The sequence below is a fragment of the Weizmannia sp. CD-2023 genome (assembly GCF_036225245.1).
In the GTDB taxonomy this organism is placed as follows: Bacteria; Bacillota; Bacilli; order Bacillales; family Bacillaceae_C; genus Weizmannia; species Weizmannia faecalis.
Map to the genome: position 1 here is coordinate 14143 of NZ_JARTJQ010000063.1, position 17047 is coordinate 31189.

The 17047-nt window shown below is 48.2% G+C and carries 13 protein-coding genes and 1 pseudogene; 3 read left to right on the top strand and 11 right to left on the bottom strand.

Annotated elements, in window-relative coordinates; genetic code table 11:
• The first annotated feature begins 64 nt into the window (after window positions 1-64).
• On the top strand, window positions 65-445 hold the full coding sequence (locus P9687_RS08880) for a hypothetical protein (protein WP_035183893.1): 381 nt from the start codon (window positions 65-67) through the stop codon (window positions 443-445).
• A 250-nt stretch (window positions 446-695) separates the two neighbouring features.
• Here P9687_RS08880 and P9687_RS08885 read toward each other — a convergent pair whose 3' ends face one another.
• Window positions 696-974, bottom strand: a complete 279-nt coding sequence (locus P9687_RS08885) for a YqhV family protein (protein WP_014097379.1) — start codon at window positions 972-974, stop codon at window positions 696-698.
• 237 nt (window positions 975-1211) lie between these two features.
• Here P9687_RS08885 and P9687_RS08890 point away from each other — a divergent pair, with 237 nt between their 5' ends.
• Window positions 1212-2291 carry an aromatic acid exporter family protein gene (locus P9687_RS08890; protein WP_237340406.1) on the top strand — a complete coding sequence of 360 codons (1080 nt, stop codon included), beginning with the start codon at window positions 1212-1214 and terminating at the stop codon, window positions 2289-2291.
• Between the two features lie 156 nt (window positions 2292-2447).
• Here the strand turns inward: P9687_RS08890 and P9687_RS08895 are convergent, their stop codons facing one another.
• The 10 genes and pseudogenes from P9687_RS08895 to P9687_RS08940 all read right to left on the bottom strand — a co-directional run bounded on the left by P9687_RS08895 (window position 2448) and on the right by P9687_RS08940 (window position 12284).
• Window positions 2448-3317 carry a MurR/RpiR family transcriptional regulator gene (locus P9687_RS08895; RefSeq protein WP_017551399.1) on the bottom strand — a complete coding sequence of 290 codons (870 nt, stop codon included), beginning with the start codon at window positions 3315-3317 and terminating at the stop codon, window positions 2448-2450.
• Window positions 3317-4780: a PTS transporter subunit EIIC gene (locus P9687_RS08900; RefSeq protein WP_168985508.1), complete on the bottom strand. Its 1464-nt coding sequence runs from the start codon at window positions 4778-4780 to the stop codon at window positions 3317-3319. The genes P9687_RS08895 and P9687_RS08900 overlap by 1 nt, the downstream gene beginning before the upstream one ends.
• Before the next feature lie 17 nt (window positions 4781-4797).
• Window positions 4798-5685, bottom strand: a complete 888-nt coding sequence (murQ, locus tag P9687_RS08905) for an N-acetylmuramic acid 6-phosphate etherase (protein WP_168985509.1) — start codon at window positions 5683-5685, stop codon at window positions 4798-4800.
• Window positions 5676-6755, bottom strand: a complete 1080-nt coding sequence (locus P9687_RS08910) for a DUF871 domain-containing protein (RefSeq protein WP_014097374.1) — start codon at window positions 6753-6755, stop codon at window positions 5676-5678. Before P9687_RS08910 ends, murQ begins: the two co-directional genes overlap by 10 nt.
• Window positions 6756-7086: 331 nt before the next feature.
• Window positions 7087-8834 (bottom strand): annotated as a pseudogene (locus tag P9687_RS08915) (ABC transporter ATP-binding protein).
• A 100-nt stretch (window positions 8835-8934) separates the two neighbouring features.
• Window positions 8935-9465: a nucleoside tri-diphosphate phosphatase gene (ntdP, locus tag P9687_RS08920; RefSeq protein ID WP_014097372.1), complete on the bottom strand. Its 531-nt coding sequence runs from the start codon at window positions 9463-9465 to the stop codon at window positions 8935-8937.
• Between the two features lie 154 nt (window positions 9466-9619).
• Window positions 9620-9874, bottom strand: a complete 255-nt coding sequence (locus P9687_RS08925) for a YgaB family protein (protein ID WP_014097371.1) — start codon at window positions 9872-9874, stop codon at window positions 9620-9622.
• A 146-nt stretch (window positions 9875-10020) separates the two neighbouring features.
• Entirely contained in the window at window positions 10021-10251 is a 231-nt protein-coding gene (locus tag P9687_RS08930; RefSeq protein WP_014097370.1) for a gamma-type small acid-soluble spore protein, read from the bottom strand.
• Window positions 10252-10346: 95 nt separating this feature from the next.
• The gene (gene fabL / locus P9687_RS08935) at window positions 10347-11096 is read right to left on the bottom strand and encodes an enoyl-[acyl-carrier-protein] reductase FabL (protein ID WP_014097369.1); all 750 of its coding nucleotides are present in this window, start codon (window positions 11094-11096) and stop codon (window positions 10347-10349) included.
• 282 nt (window positions 11097-11378) lie between these two features.
• Window positions 11379-12284, bottom strand: coding sequence for a LysR family transcriptional regulator (locus tag P9687_RS08940; protein WP_211161880.1), 906 nt, complete (start codon window positions 12282-12284; stop codon window positions 11379-11381).
• Window positions 12285-12417: 133 nt separating this feature from the next.
• On the opposite strand from P9687_RS08940, the gene gltB reads away from it, so the two are divergent.
• Window positions 12418-16980 carry a glutamate synthase large subunit gene (gltB, locus tag P9687_RS08945; RefSeq protein WP_035190002.1) on the top strand — a complete coding sequence of 1521 codons (4563 nt, stop codon included), beginning with the start codon at window positions 12418-12420 and terminating at the stop codon, window positions 16978-16980.
• Window positions 16981-17047 lie beyond the last annotated feature (67 nt).

The window sequence follows — 17047 nt, forward strand, 5'->3', positions numbered from 1 at the left end:
CAAACGAATACTGCAGCCCATTACGGGAAGGATATGGTTACCTGTTACGCAAGGAGGAAAAAACGTGAAATTATTTATGGAATACATTTTGGAGGAAATCGAAAAGATCGGGGTGCAGCAAGGTTACAGGGTCTCTTTGTCGCAAAAGATAGACGAGCAGAATTATATTCGCGGTGTGATGCAATTTTTTGACAGCGGATTTGACATTTATTATGCTTTGATTTTCAGTTTCCCCGAAAGCCATCCGAAGCTGCAGTATACGTTCTGGGTGCTGAACCAAACCGGAAACCGGGCTGTGATCGAAAAAGACGGATCCGGGGAAAAGATGATGGAGACGGTCAAGGAAACGGCATTGAAAGAAATCCATGTCAACCTGATGGAAGGCGGCGAAATCCGGCATCTGCTTAAAGAAATAAAGCAAACGATCGGCACTTGCCCGCAATAAAAAGGGGTGCTGCTTAAAGGGTTTGAAAAACAGGGAGCTGCCGGGTTCCTCCCTCATTACGCTGCCAGTGGATGCAACAGGTTCCGGCCTAAAGGCATAGGGGTTTACGGCCTTCATGACAAAACGGGGCTTTCGATTGCGGAGATCCCCCACGGCAAACCGAGATCCCTACTGTAACCCGGCATTACCATCCCCCAACAAGCCGGCCGGTTGCTCACTCCAGCCCTAATCCGCTTTCTTTTCACAAAGCTTACCCGTTGCTTTTAATCCCGTACAAAATGCAGCCAACCCCGGCCAGAATCCACAGCATTTTGGCAAACGAGATTTTATCGGAAATTCCGATCACCCCGATCGCCGTTGTCGTAATTAAAACAACAGGCCCGACAATAGCAAGAGAACTGTTGATGAGAAGCGCTTTTTCCACTTGATTGTATTTGAGCATCAAAATGGCCGCGGAAATTTCGATCATTCCTGAGATCAGCCTGAGCGCAGCCATACTAAGCACATACTTTTCAATCAGCCACAACATCGTTTCCCCTCTTCATACGCGCATTTTGGATTCATTTACCTCATGTATATTCCGTGCCGAGCAAAATTAGGACAAATTCTCCGGTCTTATCCCACGCACGTCTTCCGGCAAACATGTTATAATGACAAAATCAAAGGGTCTGCCGGTTTAAAAAAATTTTTGGACGGAAATAGTTTAGTGCAGCCTTTTGGAACATATCATGTAAATATCTTTGCAAGGAAGAAAGGAATTGCCAATATGAGGGTTGGAGCCCGCATTGTCAAAACAGGAATTGCCATTACGATTGCGTTGTTTATCGCGCAATTATTAAAAATGCCGTCCCCGGTGTTTGCCGGGATCGCTGCCACTTTTGCGATTAAACCTACGATATACCGGTCTTACCGGTCCATTATCGATCAGGTCCAGGGCAATCTGATCGGCGCTTTGCTCGCGGTCATTTTTGTCATGGCCTTTGGCAACCATTTTTTAGTCGTCGGTCTCGGGTCTGTGTTGATCATCATTTTAATGTTGAAACTGAAGCTCGATGATACGGTCGGCCTCGCGCTTGTAACCATGATTGTCATTATGGAAACGCCAAGTGACAATTTTCTGCAGACGGCCGGCATCCGCTTTGCGACATTGTTTATCGGGATTTTCAGCTCGTTTCTTGTGAATTTGATTTTCCTGCCGCCGAAATACGAGGCCCGGCTGTATGTCCGTCTCACCCATGTGACAGAAGAACTGCTCAAATTCATCCGGATTGCAGCGCGCCAGGAAGCCGATTACCAGCTTTTAAAAGAAGAACTTCCCGACATTAAAGAGCGGGTGTACAAAGTAGAGCAGCTGTACACTTTATTTAAAGAGGAAAAAATCTACGGGAAAAGCAACAGGATCGAGCGGCAGCGGAAAGTGGTGCTGTATAAAGAAATGGTGGCCATTTTGAATTTAAGCTATATTATTTTAAAACGGCTGCACCAGTACAAAGCGGATATTGCCGGGCTGCCAGAAACATTCCGGAGCATGCTGCAGGAACAAATGGAATACCTTGTGAACGAACATGAAAAATTGCTGCTCATGTTTCTCGGAAAAGTCAAAGCCCATGCGCAAAAATGCGATACGGCTGACAAACAGCGGAATGAGCTGATGGACATTTTTCTGCAGAACTTAAAAGATGAGACTTTCCGCGCTGATCTCCAGTCCTATCACGTGATGAACTTGCTGGCGCTGCTTGTGGATTACCAGGAAGAGCTTGAACATCTGGAAAAATTGATCACCGTGTCCCAAATCTATCACCACGAACAATCAGAACTCAATCTTGACGAATTGGAAGACCAATAGGGGACGGCAGGCCAGCCGTCCCCTATTGGATGCACGGCCCTGTTTTCATCCCGAGCCGGTGCGCCTTAGATTTTGCACTTTTAGTAAAGATTTTCCGCTTTTCGAAACGGCCGCTTTATTTGCTGCGCTTTTCACGCCGGGCTTATGGGCCGGTTTTTAGTTGTTTTCTTTGCGGAAAAAAGTCTGGATATTGATTTTTGAGTTTTTTAAGCGGCCCATGATTTCATGGTAATGCTTTGCAACATAGGCGAAGTACAAAACATCAATCGTGAACAGTTGTGCAGCCAGGGATGTGGTTGCCGCGCTTCTCAGCAGGACCGCTTCCCCGCCATGGTGGATCAAAGGCGCATCCACGATACTGGCAAGCGTACTGTCCCGTTTTTGTGTGATGCCCACTGTAAAAAGCCCGTTCTGTTTGGCAATCTGCGTCAGCTTGATGGCTTCATTGGTTTCGCCTGAATTTGAAATCGCCACAAACATACAGTCTTTGGAGGCGTTGATCAAAGAAGAACCGAGCAGATGGTGATCCAGCGTGTGGACCACCGGCTTGCCAATTCTTGAAAACTTATGCGTGAAGTCTTCAGCTGCCACATGGGAGGCGCCAATTCCGTATACGTATATGGCCGGGCTTTTATCCACCATGGCCGTTATCTTTTCAATGCAGCTGGTCTCAAGAAGATTTGCGGTTTGTGTGATCGACTGGTTAAACCGCAAAGCCAGTTTATCAGCAATCATGGCAATATCTTCATTCGGTGTGATATCCGTATAAATTTCCCGGTCCAGCCCCCCGGAGGCATCCGCATACAATCTGATCTTTAATTGTGAAAAGCCGGACAGCCCGATCGACCGGCAAAAACGCACAACGGTGGCCGGGCTGACGCCTGCTTTTTCCGCAAGTTCGCTCGTATTGTCATTGACCGTTTCCACAGCGTGGCTGAGAATATACTCGCCGAGCTTTTTTTCTGATTTTGACAGACTGGTTAATTTGGATTTAATTTGCAGAATAATATTCTCTTCCAATTCCATCACTCACGATCTGCGTCGGTCTCCTTCATCGCATCTTTTGGAATACCGAAGAAATAAGTGGCAACGAAGCCCCCAATATAACCGGCTACCAACCCGGCGATATAACCGAGCCAGCGTCCGTGCGCAATCAGCGGAATTAAATCAATCCCGCTTGTGCCGATTGCGATCGCGCCGATATTACCGATGCCCGCGATCACTGCCCCGCCGATGCCGCCGCCGATACACGCGGTAATAAATGGGCGCCCAAGCGGCAAAGTCACACCGTAAATTAACGGTTCGCCAATGCCCATAATGCCAACCGGCAATGCCCCTTTAATCAACTGCACGAGTTTTTTATTTTTCCGGCACCTGATCCACAAAGCAATCGCCGCGCCGACCTGCCCTGCGCCTGCCATTGCAAGGATCGGTAACAGCGGTGTCATCCCTGTCTTATTGATCATTTCAATATGGATCGGGGTGAGGATCTGGTGCAGGCCGAACATGACCATCGGCAGGAAGAAAAGCCCCAGTATAAAGCCTGAAAAAGCGCCGCCGACTTTCAACACCCACGTGATCGAGCCAACAAGAGCGCCTGATACCGCGCCTGCAACCGGCATGACGATGAAAATAGTAAAAAGTCCGATAACTAATAATGCAATTGTTGGCGTCACAATGATATCCACAGCATTCGGAACAATTTTATGCAGCCTTTTTTCAACAAGCGCTAAAATCCACACTGCAAAAATAACACCGATGATCCCGCCTTGTAAAGGGGAAAGGGCATCTCCGGTAAAAATATTCGGAAGCGGATTTTTCGGATCCATGCCGGTCAGCATCGTCACAGCCCCGATGACCCCGCCAAGGCCCGGTGTCGCCCCGAACTCATTTGCACTATTAATCCCGACATAAATGACCAAATAAGCATACAACCCGTTTTTAATAATGTTTAAAGTCGTAATAATGGTCGCCCAGTCCTGGCTGAGGTGCCCGGCAGTCATCATATTTTGGAAAATGGCAGCAACCCCGCCGATAATCCCGGCGCCGACAAAGGCCGGAATAAGCGGTACAAATATATTGGAAATCGATTTTAAAGCCCTTTTGAAACCGTTACTTTTATGTTTCGCCTTTTCCCTTGCCTTTACTTCGGCCGCTTTGGCTTCCACCATTTCGCGGTTTGACCGCCCGGCATCTTGATGGCCCGTAGCCTTCGGAAAATTTTCCCCAAGTTTTACACCGGCCTGCTGTACCATAAGGTTGGCGACTTTGTTGACGATACCAGGGCCAAGCACGACCTGGAGCGTTTCATCCTCCACGACGCCGAGCACGCCATCAACCGCTTTCAGGCCTTCGATATTGACTTTGCTGTAATCCGCAATGGTAAGCCGGACTCTTGTCATGCAATGAATGATCTTTTCGACGTTTCCCATGCCGCCGACATTTTCGTAAATTTCCCTTGCCAGTCTTTGTTCTTTCGTTTCGGTCATTTTTTTCATCCCCCGGTTTAAACGATTTTTCTAATAAAACCATTTGCCTGTGCCATTTTCTCCTCTGCCTCTTCCTTGGAAAGATTGGTTAACAACATTACAATGGCCAGCTTCACATTTTTGCCGGCTGCGTAAAAAGCCTGTTCAGCTGCTTCATAGCTGCATCCGGAAGCCTGCATAATAATCGATTTCGATCTCTCCACCAGTTTTGCGTTTGTCGGCTTTACATCCACCATTAAATTCCCGTATACTTTTCCAATTCCGACCATTGAAGCAGTTGAAATCATATTCAATACGAGTTTCTGGGCGGTGCCTGCTTTTAGCCGGGTTGATCCCGCCAATACTTCAGGCCCGGTTTCCACTTCGATCGGAATATCGGCATGGCGGCTGATTTCAGCATTTTTGTTGCAGGAAAGCGACGCCGCCACAGCACCGGTTTTTTTCGCGTAGTCCAGCGCGCCAATCACATACGGTGTTCTGCCGCTTGCCGCAATACCGACTACTGTATCCTTTTCCGATAAATGGATGCGCCTTAAATCTTCTTCCCCCATCTCTTTCGAATCTTCCGCCCCTTCAACGGCAACCGTCATTGCCGCACTGCCGCCTGCGATCAGCCCCTGCACCATGGAAGGGTCCGCACTGAATGTCGGTACACATTCGACAGCATCGAGAACACCGAGCCGACCGCTTGTGCCTGCTCCGCAATAGATCAAACGTCCACCTTGGTTAAAAGAACGGATAACGGCTTTTACCACTTTTTCGATTTGTGCTAGTTCCTTCCCTACACGGATTGGAACCGTTTGGTCTTCCTCGTTCATCAATTGCAAAATTTCCTTTGTGGACAACGTATCGAGATTCATTGTCTTTTCGTTGCGCTGTTCTGTGGCGAGTTTTTCTAAGTCCATTCGTTTTCACCTTCATTGTCCGTCATTTTAAACTGTGTACCCGAACCAATAAAATCAAGGAGCGGCAAGTCGCGGCCGGCAATCTGCCCGATGACGTTTACTTTCGCATCGGCAGGCAGGTTCCGCTTTGTGATTTGCAATTCCCCTTTGTATCTTGCGTACAGGTTGTTGTCGAGCGTAATACTGCCTTTGTTGCGGGGAATGTTGTTTTCGGGCCCGATATCGTCCTTTTGGTTGCATGTTCTCGACTGCTCGCTGCGGATCGCGTCCCTTGCCACATCCATCCGGTTCCGGTGGTTTTTAAAAATATACGGGCGCCATTTCGGATCTGCAGCCGTTGCATGAAGCAGTATGGTATCATGGCAAAAAAATTCCCCGATCTGGCTGCGGGATTGCGGCGTTAACCCCGGATCCCCGATATAAGCATGGTCAACCGCATAATCCCTTAACAGCGAGCAGATGGCTGCCAGCGGATTTTGATGGCGGTGGATTTCTAATGTCGGCAGGGATTCGTATAAAGGAAATCGTAGCTTTCCATCGCCGGGCGCAAATGCCGTAATGCTGAATCCTTTGCTTTTCAGCCATTTGTTTTTTTCGTAAAACCAATTTTCATCCAGTCCGGTTCCGGGCCTCGGATAATAATTATGCCAGGCCTCAAGCCGTCTGAAATTAGCGCCGTGCTGTTTCAGCTGCTCATAATCCTGTTCCGTTAATGTGCTGGCGTTTAATCCGACCGTCATCGTGTTCGACAGGCGGGCAACCTGTTCCCAGCTGACACCGGCATCGATGCGCAGGCCATTGATACCGCTTTCAATAATGCGTGCAGGATCATCAATGGACAGTCCGATATGGTGGAGCACGTTTCCAGAGATGTCGATCATGACTTTCATCCCGTTCCGTTTTGCAGCCTCCAAGAGCGGAGCAAGCCTTTTCCGATATTGGGACGGGTCATCTTCCGGTAGCTGTAAGGATGTAAATATCCCTTCCATTCCAATTGCTGCCATTCGGTGAATGCAGGCTTCCTTCTCTTCTGACCAGTCTTCATTCAAGTATATTGAAAATCCAAGCAATCATGCATCCCTCCTTTGATACTATTATATACACTTTGAAACAATATTTCAACATATTTTTATTATTATATTTATAAAAGAAATTTTGTTTCATTTCCTGACAAAAAAACGGAGGCCCCGCGTTTTTAAACGGGATCTCCTCCATTTTTTGCCGACGAGCGAGCGCCCTCCGCTTTTCTTTGTCCAGCTCCGGCTCCTAGCGGCTAGCGGATTTTTACGTCTTCTCCTTTCGATAAGCGGGCATCGATTCGCCTATCGGCTCATCGTGTTTCCTTTATCTCGGTCGAAGACTACAAAATCCGTACGCCGCTGTACAGTCGCCTCCGCTTTTCTAATCATCCAGTTGTTGGATTTGGAATAGGTTGTAATAGAGCCCTTGTTTTGCCATTAATTGTTCGTGGGTGCCGGTTTCTTTGATCTCTCCGTTTTCAATTAAGACAATGCGGTCTGCGTGGGTAATGGTGGACAGCCTGTGGGCAACGATCAAGGTCGTCCTGTTGCGCGCCAGTTTTTCAATGGCTTCCTGAATCAAATGCTCGCTTTCTAAATCAAGCGCGGATGTCGCTTCGTCAAGAATGAGAATCGGCGGGTTTTTCAAAAATACACGCGCAATCGCAATCCGCTGCTTCTGCCCCCCGGACAATTTAACACCCCGCTCGCCCACCGTTGTTTCATATCCGTCGGCAAGATTCATAATAAACTCATGGGCGTTCGCTGCTTTTGCCGCCTGTACGACTTCCTCGTCCGTCGCCTGCGGATTGCCGAGCAAAATATTGGATTCACCGACTCGCTAAACAAAATATTGTCCTGCAGCACCATCCCGATTTTATCGCGCAGGCTTCGCACTTTAAACGTGCGGATATCCTGGCCGTCCAGATAAACGGCCCCTTTTGTCACATCATAAAACCGGGGGATGAGGCTCACAAGGGAAGACTTACCTCCCCCGCTCATCCCGACAAAGGCAACCGTCTCCCCTGCCCTGATCTCAAGATTGATATTTTTCAGCACCGGCTCTTTTTCATCATCATACCGAAATTCGACACCATCAAACCGGATATTGCCGCGTACATTCCTGCACTCCACCGCGTCCGGCCGGTCATCAATATCATATTTTTCATCCAGCAGTTCAAACACCCGGTCCATTGAAGCGAACGCCTGCGTCAGCGTCGTGCCGGAATTGACGAGCCTTCTGAGCGGACTGTACAAATTATCAATATAAGCGATAAACGCCGCGAGCGTACCGACAGTAAGGCTGCCTTTAATCACGAGATAGCCGGATACAAAAATAATGAAAAGCGGCGCGATATCGGTAATGGTATTCACAACCGCAAACGATTTAGCTGTCCAGCTTGTGTGCGCTAATGCTTTTTCCAGAAAATTGTGGTTATGCTTGTCAAACTGCTTCTGCTCATGGTCTTCAATGGCAAAACTTTTAATAACAGCCATGCCTTGCACCCGCTCATGGAGATAGCCCTGCACCTCTGCGAGCGCTTGCGACCGTTTCCTCGTCAAAAAACGCAAATTGCCAAAAAAATATTTGACCGAAAAAATATAAAACGGAAAAACGGCGAGTGAAATTAAAGTCAGCCGGGCATCCATCATAAACATCATGACAATCGCAATCAGAACCGTTGTCATATCGAGCCAGACGTTCATCAGCCCCGTAATAACAAAATCTTTCGTCTGCTCGACATCATTCATCACCCGGGAAATGACTTCCCCTCCGCGCGTGTTGGCATAAAACCGGAAACTCAATTTTTGAAGATGGGTAAAAAAGCGGTCGCGGATATCATACAATATTTTACTTGCCGTCCACTGCGCAAAATATTGCCGGTAATATTCAACGGGTGGCCGGACGATAACAAAAATGGCAAGCATAAAAGACATCACCCAAACAAGCTTATGCAGCTTCTCGTCCGGTGAAAGCCCGTGGTTGCCGATAATATCATCGATCACATATTTAATCAAAAGCGGGATTAAAAGCGGGATCGTAAACTTGATGATCCCGATGATGATCGTCGCAACGATTTGAAACCAATACGGCTTTACAAATTTCATGTATCTTTTCACACTACCCATGCGATGAACCTCCTAAAGCAAACAAAACGTACCATTTATTTCCCTTATTTTTCAAATTTACGCATACAAAAAACCTGTTGGCGTTCAACAGGCGGTTTGCTTAACGCAAATAGGTCAGGTAGCGTTCGTACCAAATATCAATAAAATCGGGGCTGAACGGTCCCTTCCGCTGCCGGATCCAGTGAATGAGAATGTCCACGTTTCGCTTTAAAATATGGTCGATGACATCGGGATAGCCCATTTTTTTGCGATGGTATTCATATTCATCCTCATCCAGCAAAGTAAACGTCATATCCGGATAGACTTTGATGTCGAGATCATAATCAATATATTTTAACGCTTCACTGTCGTAAACAAACGGCGACCCCAAGTTACAATAGTAGTAGACGCCGTCTTCACGGATCATGCCGATAATATTGAACCAGTGGTCGGCATGAAAGTAGCAAATTGCAGGTTCTCTCGTAATCCATGTCCTGCCATCCGATTCGGTTACCAAAGTCCGGTCGTTTCCCCCGATCACTAGGCTTTTCGTGCCCTTCAAAACGGTTGTTTCTTCCCATATCCGGTGAATATGGCCGTTATGCTTATAGCTTTGAATTTGGATTTTATCACCTTCTGCCGGGATTCCCATCATCTCATGCCCACTTTCATGATTGTTTATATGTAAACCTGTGCCCACTACGTGCCGGAATAAAACTTATGTAATCAATCGATCTGTTTTCTATCTATTATAACGGTTTCTGAACGCGATTAAAACTAAACAATCCTATTTGGGATAGGATTGTTTATGTGCAAATTTTTGAACTGTGGTAAACTCGGATCAGTTCAACCGTCTGCGATTCAAAAACTTTTTCAATTTCCTGCAATTCTTTATTCATCCGGCCGATTTCATCAAGGATATCTTCCGCCATTGTTTCTTCCTGCAACTTCAATAGTTCGCTTTTCACTTCGTTGCATCTCTCCATTTCCGATTGCAAAAACAGCAGCCTATCCATCGTGTCCATTTGCTGTGCGACAAGCCGATTAAATTCTTCCATCAAAGTTTTTTACCCCCTAAAGGATGAATTGAACTTTTCATTTACACATATTCTCGATGGGAGGGCAAAATCCTTTGACTTCTTTTGTCGAACACCGCAGCCATAAAAAGAAAAAAGAGGCCCCCGTTCGGGAAACCTCTTTCTATCGGTTATTGCTGGCCGAATTGTCCAGCGTTTTGCGATTTTTTCGCTTCAGCTTTTTGGTTTTGTTTTCTTACTTCCTGTGCGTTCGTTTCGCTTGCAAATTCAGAACCGAAAGAACCTTGGCCGGAAGCAGACTTCGCGTTTTGCTTTCTTACTTCCTGCGCATTCGTTTCGCTGGCAAATTCAGAACCAAAATTTCCTTTGGCAGCCTTTTTGAAGTTGTTGTTGTTTGCCATCGTTATCACCTCCACGGGTATTAATGTAACCAGAGGTGCAACGATTTATCCTTATCATAAAAACTGGAAAATAAAGGAACTCAAGATTGGCGTACTCAACTTAAAAGAAGCGAGCGGCCGCCGTCCACGATTATCGTTTGGCCGCGGATCATAAATGCCTCATCCGAAATTAAAAAGCGTACGGCGTTCACCATATCCTCGACCTCGACCATTCTTCCTGCCGGCGTATGTTTCCGCGCGTCTTCCAGCAGTACTTCGCGGTTCGGGAAAGACTTGAGCGCATCCGTATTGAGGACCCCGCCCGAAACTGCATTCACGCAAATACTCGGCGCCAGCTCAACTGCCAAATAGCGGGTTAAAGCTTCAAGCGCTGCTTTCGACACACCGACCGCCGTATAATTTTCGATATAGCGGATCGAACCGAGCGAACTGAGGCTCACAATTTTCCCCCCGCCGTTTTCTTCCATGAGTTTAGCGGCTTCCTGTGCACAAAACAGGAGTGCCCTGCTGTTAATATTCATCGTCCAGTCCCAATGGCGATCTTCCAGCTCCATTGCTGGGCGTTCGACACCTGAAGCGGCATTATTGACAAGCACATCCAGCCTGCCGTATGTATCCCGGATTTGTGCGAACATTTCTTTTATTTTTTTCACGTCCCCGACATTTGCTTTAATCAGAAGCGCTTTTTGCCCCATTTTTTCAATTTCCGCGGCCACTTCTTCGGCTTTGGACCGGCTGCGCGCATAATTGATGACCAGATCATAGCCGTCCTTTGCTAGATCAAGCGCAATCGCCCGGCCCAGCCCCTTGCTTGACCCGGTTACAAGTGCTACCTTATTTGCCAATGTTTCCACCTTCTCCGTTTTCTTATGATTTTTTGCAACGCTCTCCCTTTTTCAAAAAGCCGTCGTAACATTCCTGCTCTTTAACACCCGAGCCTAAAACGGCCGGAATGCGATATTTTTTACGCCTTCGTTTACAGAAACGGCGACTGTTCCTTGTTCCTGTATCCGCATCTCAGAACTAATTCAAATACCGCGGTCATGCGCACGCCTGCCTAAAAGCCCGGTTTACGGCGACTGTCCCTTGTTCCGGAACCGGTTCAGATTGCGCGACGCTCCGCAAGCTTATCTTTGGAACCGGTTCAGTCTGTCATAAAATGATGTCAAAAATGTATAAAGGGCTTTTTCTGAAGCCGCCATTTCCCTTTTTTTCGGGATCATCACACCGACCGGGCGCATCAGTTCCATATCGCTGATTTCCGCTTTTACGATTTCTTCAGACAGATTAAATAATAGCGCAGGCTCAGGCAGAATTGCAACACCCGTTCCGCTTGCAACAAGGCCTTTAATCGTTTCCATGTCCTCGCCTTCAAATGCAATCGCAGGCTCAAAACCGGACTTCCGGCAGGCGGAGAAAAGAATTTCTCGAATCGAAAAACCTTCCCGGAATGTAATGAAGCGTTCGTTTTTCAGCTGGGCGAGCCGAATCATTTCCTGCCCGGAAAGCGGGTGGTCGCGGCGGAAAAGTAACATGAGCTTTTCCATGTATAAAATTTCCCCGCTTACGGCAGGATGGTCATCCGGCACAGGGGAAGCAAGCGCCAACTCAAGTTCCCCGTTTTCAATCAACCGGATTAAATAACCGGGCGTCCCTTGCACAAACTGGTACTCGAGGCCGGGATGTTTTTCGCGAAACTGTGCCAACAGGGAAGAAAAAGTCTGGACCGATAACCCGGTTGAAAAACCGAGGCGGACCGTCCCGTTATCCGGATCGAGAAATTCATGCATTCTTTGCTTCGCTTTATCAATTTCGAGCACAACTTTTTCAGCGTGTTCCAAAAAAACTTTTCCGATCGGCGTCAGCCTGACATTTCTTCCTTCACGCCAAAAAAGGGAAACGCCAAGCTCGGCTTCCAAAAGGGAAATTTGCCGGCTGATGGCAGATTGGGCGACATGCAGCTCATCTGCAGCGTTTGTCACATGCTCCCTTTTTGCGACTTCAATAAAATAAATCAGCTGTCTTAACTCCATGCGAATCACACCATTCTCAATTTGAGATTAATTTCATCTTAACTATATATTGTAAGAAAGAGTCACAAGAGGGTAAAATTTAAAATAATCTTACTTTTCGGACTCGACCTGATGATGGAAGGAATGTGAAGCAATGAATAATCAACATTATGGACTTTACCGACCTGAATTTGAACATGATGCATGCGGCATCGGCTTTTACGCGGACATCAAGGGCCGCGCGTCTCATAAGATCATCACCACTGCTTTGGAAATGCTGAGAAGGCTGGACCACCGCGCCGGTAAAAATGCCGACGGGACAACGAGCGACGGCGCCGGTATTTCGATGCAAATCCCGCACGCGTTTTTTGAGGCCGTATGCTCCTTCACCCTTCCAAAAAAAGGGGAGTATGCAGTGGGAATGCTTTTTCTGCCGCATGATCCGGATGCTGCGGAGGAAATCCTGAATGAATTCCGCATCCAGGCTGCATCACTCGGCCTTTCAGTACCCGGTGTCCGTGAAGTTCCGGTAAACCCGGAAGTTCTTGGGCGCCAGGCGGAAGAATCGCGGCCGCACATCGTTCAGATTTTCGTTTCTTCTTCAAACGATAACACGGAAGAAGCAGTTTTTCAAAGAAAGATCTATATATTGCGGAAACTGGTTGAGAACAAATTCGGTTCCTCTTTTTATGCCGCCAGTTTTTCGAACCGGACAATTGTATATAAAGGCATGCTTTCGGCAGAACAGCTCCCTCTGTTCTACATTGATCTGCAAGACGAACGGTTTCAATCGGCCCTGGCGCTGATCCACTCGCGGTTCAGCACCAATACGTTCCCGAGCTGGGAGCGGGCCCACCCGAACCGGATGATCGCCCATAACGGGGAGATCAACACCATCAAAGGGAACGTCAACTGGTTCAATGCAAAAATCGAATTGTTTGCAAACGAACTGGGCCTTGACACATTGAAAAAAATCCAGCCTGTGATCAACGCAAACGGTTCGGATTCGGCGATTTTTGACAATGTCCTTGAATTTTTAACGACAAACGGCATCTCCCTTCCGCACGCGATCATGATGATGGTGCCGGAGCCATGGGAAGACAACGAAGACCTGCCGCCTTACTTAAAATCATTTTATGAATACCATAGCCAGATTATGGAACCGTGGGACGGACCGATGGCGCTCGAGTTTACGAACGGAAAGCAGATCGGGGCGGTGCTTGACAGAAACGGCTTGCGCCCGGCCCGTTACTACATTACCCATGATGATAAAATCATTTTTGCATCCGAAGTCGGCGTCGTCGATGTGGAACCGGAAAACGTCAAAGAACGGCGCCATTTAAAACCGGGTCAGCTTTTGTTCGTGGATCTTGAAAAAGGTGCCCTTATCCCAAGTGATGAACTAAAAGCACAGGTCAGCCTTGAAAAACCGTACGCCGAGCATCTCGAAGATTCAGTGATAGACCTGGAAGAAAGCCATTTTATCCCGGCTGCATCCAGTCTTGAAAAAAATGAATTGGCTTATCGGCAGACATTATTCGGCTACACTTATGAAGAATGCACAAAGTCCATCGTGCCAATGGCGCAGGAAAAGAATGAACCGATCGGGGCAATGGGCGTCGATACACCGATTGCAGTTTTATCGGAGCGCCCGCAGCTTTTGTTCCATTATTTCAAACAAAGCTTCTCGCAGGTCACGAACCCCCCGATTGATTCCATTCGCGAATCATACGTTATATCTACGGTTACCTGGCTCGGCCCGCAAGTATCGCTTGACGGTCATGACGATACCGCCCATAAAAAAATCCGGCTAGAACACCCGTTTTTAAGCACGGACAAATTTAACGCCATTTTAAACCAGGGAATGAAAACCGCTTTTCTTCCCGCGTACTATTCGCCGGATATCACCCTTGAAGAGGCGCTGGAACAATTGCTCAAGGAAGCGGACGAAAAAATCGGGGAAGGTGCGGAAATTTTAATCCTTTCCGACCGTGCGCAAGGGCATCGTGCCGTGCCGATTCCTTCCCTGCTTGCCGTATCCGCCCTGCACCAGCATATGATCCGCCTGGGCACAAGGCCGAAAGCAAGCATCGTGCTGGATTCAGGGGAACCGCGGGATTCTCATCATATGGCCGCTCTTTTAGGTTACGGTGCCGATGCGGTACACCCGTATCTCGCGCTTGAAACGATTCAAAATTTAATCGACGAAGGGCATATTGATTTGCCGTATAAAAAAGCAAGTGAAAACTATTTAAGCACACTAAAGAAAAGCGTCGTCAAAATCATGTCGAAAGTCGGGATTACGACGATGCAAAGCTATCGCGGGGCGCAAACTTTTGAAGCGCTCGGCATTGCAGAAAGCGTCTGCGACCGCTATTTTACCGGTACCGTCTCGCAGCTTGGCGGGATCGGGCTCGCAGAAATCGGCCAAGAATCATTGAAACGTTATGAAAAAGCACAGGAGTTGCTTTTCCAGCACAACAAAGCGCTTGATCCGGGAAGCGAGCTGCAATGGCGGAAAGACGGCGAGTACCATTTGTTCAACCCGCAAATGATGTACACTTTGCAGCAGGCAGCCAGAACGAACAACAAGGAACTGTACCGCAAATTTTCGGAAACGTACCACCACGGGCCATACGCCACGATCCGGAGCTTGCTGGCAATTGAGAGCAACCGGAAACCTGTCCCGCTTGATGAAGTGGAACCGGTCGAATCGATTTGGAAAAGGTTTAAAACCGGCGCGATGTCGTACGGGGCATTAAGCAAAGAAGCGCACGAAGCACTCGCGATTGCGATGAACCGCATCGGCGGAAAAAGCAACAGCGGCGAGGGCGGCGAAGAAAAAGAACGTTACACGCCTGATGCAAACGGAGATTCAAGACGGAGCGCCATTAAACAGGTGGCATCCGGCCGTTTCGGTGTCACCAGCCTGTATTTAACAGATGCGGATGAAATCCAGATTAAAATGGCCCAAGGTGCGAAACCGGGCGAAGGCGGCCAGCTTCCGGGCTCGAAAGTTTATCCGTGGATTGCCGAAGTCCGCGGCTCCACTCCGGGCGTCGGTTTAATCTCGCCTCCTCCGCACCATGATATATACTCGATTGAAGACCTGGCGCAGCTGATTTACGATTTGAAAAGCGCCAACCCGCGCGCCCGCATTTCGGTAAAACTGGTGGCAAAGTCAGGCGTCGGGACCATCGCGGCCGGTGTAGCGAAAGGCCTGGCCGATACGATTTTAATCAGCGGCCATGACGGCGGCACCGGGGCGAGCCCGCAAACGAGCATCAAACATGCCGGCATGCCATGGGAACTCGGCCTTGCAGAAACCCATCAGACGCTAACGCTGAACGGCCTGCGTGACCGTGTCGTACTGGAAACAGACGGTAAACTGATGACCGGGCGTGATGTCGTCATCGCCGCCTGCCTTGGCGCCGAAGAATTCGGGTTTTCCACTGCCCCGCTTGTTGTCCTCGGCTGTATCATGATGCGCGCCTGCCATCTTGATACATGCCCGGTCGGCGTGGCCACGCAAAATCCGAAGCTGCGCGCCAAATTCATGGGCAAACCGGAATATGTTGTCAACTATATGCGGTTCATCGCAGAAGAGGTCCGCGAAATATTGGCTGAATGCGGCTACCGCAGCCTTGATGAACTTGTCGGCGAAACCGGCTTGCTGAAAGTGAAAGATGAGGTTAAAAACCATTGGAAAGCGAAACAGCTTCATTTTGATAAATTACTGTTTAAAGCGGGTGATACACCATTTGCTGTGCAAGGCAAAACGGCGCAAAACCATAAACTGGAAGAACGCTTTGACAGCCGTGAATTGGACCATTTATCCGTATCCGTCCGGAACAGGCAGCAAACAGCGGTCACCTTGCCTGTGCGCAATACCGACCGGGCAATCGGTACCACTTTGGGCCATATCATTACAAAAACATACGGTGACGAAGGGCTTCCGGAAAATTTTATCCACATTCATCTGCACGGTTCAGCAGGGCAAAGCCTCGGCGCCTTTATTCCAAAAGGCCTAACACTGAACCTTGAAGGAGATGCCAATGACTATGTTGGAAAGGGATTATCGGGCGGAAAAATCGTTGTGAAGCCGGTTGCCGGATGGATCCGGCACGAAGAACAGGCCATCATCGGAAACATCGCCTTTTTCGGGGCCACATCGGGCGAAGCGTATATCCGCGGAACAGCCGGCCAGCGTTTCTGTGTCCGTAACAGCGGCGTACATGCCGTTGTCGAAGGCATCGGAGACCACGGCTGCGAATACATGACCGGCGGACGCGTTGCCGTGCTCGGCCCGATCGGCAAAAACTTTGCGGCCGGGATGTCCGGCGGGATTGCCTACATTTATACCGGCGCAATGGGCGAAGATGAAGTTTTATCCCGGATCAACCAGGAACTTGTCAGCATTGAAGGTGTGGATTCTGATGAAGATATGCGCGAACTTTATCATATGATCCAGAAACATTATCAATACACCGGCAGCCCTGTTGCCAAACGGATTTTGAAAAATTGGGAGCTGTCCCTGCATCAGTTTATCAAGATTGTTCCACGCGAATACAAAGCGATGATGGAACTCATCCAGTACTTTCTGGATCAGCAAATGCCGCTTGATGAAGCGAGGCTTGCCGCTTTTGAATATAAAAAATCCGGAAAGCATCTGCCGGAAATTGAAAAAGAAAAAGCTTTCCCGACAGAAGTAAAGTAGACGGGTAAATCCATCAGGAAGCGTCCGGATGGATTTACAGAATTGTGTGTGGATTGAAACGAAAAAA